Origin of the sequence: Nocardiopsis listeri (genome assembly GCF_020741345.1) — a bacterium.
GTDB lineage: Bacteria > Actinomycetota > Actinomycetes > Streptosporangiales > Streptosporangiaceae > Nocardiopsis > Nocardiopsis listeri_A.
The window spans coordinates 1-4,645 of record NZ_DYZD01000118.1 but is presented as its reverse complement, the minus strand read 5'-3'; the positions used below and the strand labels follow the sequence as shown (position 1 = coordinate 4,645).

Below are 4,645 nucleotides of genomic sequence, written 5' to 3'. Positions count from 1 at the left end.
CTCGTAGCGCACCCGCTGTGCCTCGGTCTCCTGCTCCTGCAGCATCTGCGCAACGTCCTTGCGTGCCTTGTTCAGGGAGGCGTTGACCTCGACGATCTTGGCATCACGGGTCTTCTTGGACCGCTCGATGTCCATCAGCAAAGTGTCGATACGACGCTTGCGCGTGAGCTCCCACTCCTGCTCGTAGGCGACCAGCTCCTTGGCGACCCGCTCCCGGGTGGCCAGGTGCTGCTGGTACTGGCTGGGCAGCTGCACGTCCGGGATGTTGCAACCGGTGATGACAACGCCGTACTTGCGCAGCTGATCGTTGAGCAGACGACGCATGTCCTCGACGTTGGAACCGCGCAGGTCGTAGGCGGACTCGGTGTTGACCAGACGGCTGCGCTGACGGATGGCGTCCTGCACCGCGCTGGACAGCACCAGGTCGAAGTTGCTCGCACCGATGGTGGTGACGAACGCGTACGGCTCGTCGATGCGGAACTTCAGGAAGAACTCGATCGACTTCAGCGGCACGTTCTCCCTGGTGGGGCAGGCCAGGACCGGGGCCGTGTAGGGGATCTCGGTCCGGGTGTCCACCACGAAGTCCACGCGCGCCCACGGGTGCCACAGGTAGTGGCGGCCGGGACCGATGTTCTTCACGAAGGCGCCGTACTTGGTGAGGATGCCGGTGGTGCCCTCCTCGATCTCGATGATCGAACCGCGCCACCACCACAGGACCGCGGCCGCGATGCTGAGCACGCCGACCAGGAGGGTGGGCACGGCCAGGGCGCCGTAGATGGTGCCGCCGACACCGCCCGACACCGCGTGGATGGTCATGACCAGCGCAGACAGCAGCGCGAACAGACCGTACCACACCAGGACCATCCAGCGCAGACCGCGGTTGTCGCGGGGGATGACGACGGGGACGATCGCGCCCTGGTCGCCACCGCGCAGCAGCCCGGCGAGATCGCCCCACGAGGCGAGGGACTCCTTGATGTTGGATCCGCCACCGGGGTTGAAGGACTCGCTCATCTACTGACCTCCCGGGTTCTGACCGCCCTGCGACCACGGGGGCAGCGGCGGGTCCTGCGGGTGCCGCGTCTGCTGAGGCGGCGGGGACTGGTGATAGGGCGTGCCGGAAGGCGGCGGAGCGTCGACCGTGGCCTGGGGCTCGGCGGTCTCGGGCGCGGCCTCCTCAGCGCTCGCCTCGGACAGACGCTCACCGATCGCGTCCTCGCTCACCGACTGACGGATCTCCTCGACCAGGTCCTCGCCCGGGTCCTCGGCGTCGTGTGTGCGACGCTCACCGGACTCGTCCTCGACGATCTCGTTGATCTCCTGCTCACGCTGGGAGATGCGCTCGCGGATCTCGCCCAGACGCTCGCGGATCGCCGCCATGTCCTCGTCGGAGAACAGGGCCGTGTCGGCCTGACCGATGATCTCCTGGGCGATGCGCAGGTAGTCGACGCTCGCGGCGTCTCCGGAACCGATGCGCAGGACCTGGGGCAGGCTGTCGGCGACCGACTCCAGCTTGTCCAGCAGGTTCTCCCGGAAGCGGTAGTTGAGGATCTCCGGAGCCTCCGCCGCCGACACGGCGCGGATGTCCAGGGCCTGGGCCTGCAAAAGGGCGGCGTTGGCGTTGGCCTCGGACTCGGCCTCCACGAAGCGCTGGTGGGCCAGGGAGCGGGCCCGGTTGGTCTCGCGCTCCAGGGCGGTGTCCATCTGCGCCTGGTACTGGGCGATGTCGGCCTGGATCGCCGACAGCGTCTCGTTGAGGGTGGCCAGCTCCTTGTTCAGGTCGCCCTCGTTCTGCTCCTTGCGCAGCTGCAGTTCGTACTCGAAGGTGTAGGCGTCCTTGGCCACCCGCACCATCTCCGGCGCCGCCAGGTCCATCCGGTACTCCTGGTTGGAGGGCTCGGCGTGGGTGATGTTGGCGCTGGTGAGAACGACGATTCCGCTGAACTGACGGTTCAGGGAGTCGAGGAGCCCCTGGGTGCTCTCGCCGACCATGTCGTAGATCGCCGAGGCCTCCTGCTCGTAGATGAGGCTTCGGGTGGTCTCGGAGATGGCGTTGTTGAGCTTCTCCTGGAAACCCGGGACCCCGCCCAGCGTGTAGACGAAGTCGACCGCGTTCTCGATCTTGAACTGCACGAACAGGTCGATGGAGGCCTGAACGCCGCTCTTGGTGGGCGCGGAGCGGATGGGCGCGTTGAACGGGTACTCACGCCTGGTGTTGACGATGTAGGAGACACGCTTCCACGGGTTGAACAGGGTGACTCGACCCGGCTGGAAGAGGTTCTCCATCTTCCCGAAGCGGGTGACGATGGCCTGGCAGCCCTCGGGCACCATCACCATGCCCTGACGCCACCACATGAACGCGCTGATCGCGATGGTGACCAGCCAGTAGTGGATGCCGAAGAAGGGGTGCAGGAGCGGGTTGGCGCCGGTCATCACCGCGCTGGGCACCACGAACACGATCGTGCCGATCACACCGAGGATCACCAGGGCGATGGCGGGCAGCATCGTGACGAAGGTGCGCCCGCGGGGGATCACCATGGGGCAGATGACGTGGACGGGACCACTGCGGCCCCGCTCGTAGTAGCTGCGGTTGAGGGCCTCGCCCGCCGTGTTGAGCGAGGTGGTCTTCTGCTCGATGCGAGTGTCGACGGAAGCGCCCTGCTCGCGCGCGGCCACGAAGTCGCGGGGGTCGAGCCCGCCCTCCGAGCCCTGCCCGGAACCCCGGTCGCTCTGACCTGACACCTGGCCCATCGCTTGTTGGGCCGCGTCGGAGACGGCCTGACGCGGATCCGCCCCTTGGGCAACCGCACCGGCCGCACCGCGCACTGTCTGCGCGAACGACATAGGCAAGTACTCCATTCTGGAACTTGAGGGGAACTAATGCCTTCGACGCGGCGTACACCGCCTTGGTTCCAGTTGAGAGCGGGTTTCGCGCGCAGGGAAGGGATAGTGGACAGAACACAAGGGTGCCACGAGCCACAACCGAAACACAGGTCCCGTGGCCAGAGCGTGATGAGCCCTCCACCTGGTCATTACGGGCGTGCCGTCGGACGACCACCTGCGGGCGAGGGCTAACGTCGGGGACCAACGGACCACCCGACGAAAGAGGACCACGATGACCGCAGTCCCCAGCGCCGCCCTGACCACCGCCGGCCTGATCGGCGGCTACTCGGTGGCACGCGCCACCGGCAACCGTCCCCTCGGCGGAGCCGTCCTGGCGGTGTTCGGCGCCGCGGCCTTCGAGACCTGGCGGCGCCGCTCGGGCCTGGGCACCGCCGTCGCGCTCACCGGGGTGTACGTGGGGGCCTTCGGCCTGTCCCACCCGCTGGCCAAGAAGATCGGTGCCTGGCCGGCGGTGCTGAGCGTGACCGCGGCGACCGCCGCCGTCGCGGTGGCGTCGAACGACCGCGCCGAGGAGTAACGGTCGGGGCCCGGCTCATCCGCCGTGGATGTAGGCCTCCAGTCGGGCGTGGTCGTCCTCCGGACCGCTGAGCCGGCTTTTGACGAGGTCGCCGATGCTGACGACCCCCACCATCCGGCCCTCGGAGGTGACCGGCACGTGCCGGAATCGGCGCCGGGTCATGTGTTCGCCGACCTCCTCGACGGTGTCCTCGGTGGTGCAGGTGACCACGTCCGTGGTCATGATGTCCGACACCGGGGCGTCGAGGAGTTCGGGACCGCGCCGTTGCAGGTGCCGAACGACGTCACGCCCGGAGACGATGCCGATGAGGGTTTCCTGTCGGGCGACGACGACGGCGCCGATGTCGTTGTGGGCGAGTTCGGTGAGCAGCGACGCGACGGTCGCGTCGGGGGCGACGCTCACCACCTCCGGGCCCTTGGCCCGAAGGATCGCGGCTATCAGCATGGGGACCACCTTCCGCTGAATCGCGTGCCGAAGGGTCACCCCGGGTCCCGCACCGACAACCACAGGTATGGGCCAGACCCGTCCCGCCCACGGTCACACGCCGAGGATCATCACCCGATCGCCGGAGCCCGAAGGGGGAGACGGACGAACCGTCTCCCCTCTCCACGCGCGATGGATCAGCTGCAGCCGCTGGTGGCGCCGCAACCCTCACAGGCGTAGCAACTGCCCGAGGGTCGCATCTTCGTCCCGCAGGTGATGCACAACGGGGCGTCGGCCATGAACCCCTCCCCGACCGGGCGCGGGGCCACCGGCGTCTCGGCGGGCTCCTCGGTCCGGTTGGACGGCGCGGCGGACTGGGCGTAGGACTCCACCTGGGCGGCGACCTGGGTCGGGTCCTCCCCGTTCAGCTGCGCCTCGCGCTCGGAGGCCGACAGTACGCCCAGGGCGGCCCGGTCCTCGTAGGGCAGGTGGTCCAGGGCCAGGCGACGGAAGATGTAGTCCACCACCGACTGCGCCATGCGGATGTCCGGGTCGTCGGTCATGCCGGCCGGGTCGAAGCGCATGTTGGTGAACTTCTCCACGTAGGTCTCCAGCGGGACCCCGTACTGCAGTGCGATGGAGATCGCGATGGAGAAGGCGTCCATGACCCCGGCCAGGGTCGAACCCTGCTTGCCGAGCTTCAAGAAGACCTCACCGAGGCCGTCGTCCGGGTAGGAACCGGCGGTGATGTAGCCCTCGGCGCCGCCCACGGAGAACGAGGTGGTCTCGCTGGGCCGCTTCTTG

The 4,645-nt window shown here is 68.1% G+C and carries 4 protein-coding genes and 1 pseudogene; 1 reads left to right on the top strand and 4 read right to left on the bottom strand.

Annotated elements, in window-relative coordinates:
* The coding region (locus K8V84_RS06945) for an SPFH domain-containing protein (protein ID WP_304071933.1) at positions 1-1,011 on the bottom strand (1,011 nt) is incomplete at its 3' end.
* Positions 1,012-2,841, bottom strand: coding sequence for an SPFH domain-containing protein (locus tag K8V84_RS06940; RefSeq protein WP_304071931.1), 1,830 nt, complete (start codon positions 2,839-2,841; stop codon positions 1,012-1,014).
* Between the two features lie 271 nt (positions 2,842-3,112).
* Between K8V84_RS06940 and K8V84_RS06935 the strand changes: the two genes are divergently transcribed.
* The gene (locus K8V84_RS06935) at positions 3,113-3,418 is read left to right on the top strand and encodes a hypothetical protein (RefSeq protein WP_304071928.1); all 306 of its coding nucleotides are present in this window, start codon (positions 3,113-3,115) and stop codon (positions 3,416-3,418) included.
* A gap of 15 nt (positions 3,419-3,433) precedes the next feature.
* On the opposite strand, the gene K8V84_RS06930 is transcribed toward K8V84_RS06935, so the two are convergent.
* Positions 3,434-3,862, bottom strand: coding sequence for a CBS domain-containing protein (locus K8V84_RS06930; RefSeq protein WP_304071925.1), 429 nt, complete (start codon positions 3,860-3,862; stop codon positions 3,434-3,436).
* A gap of 176 nt (positions 3,863-4,038) precedes the next feature.
* Positions 4,039-4,645 (bottom strand): annotated as a pseudogene (locus K8V84_RS06925) (vitamin B12-dependent ribonucleotide reductase); the annotation flags it as partial.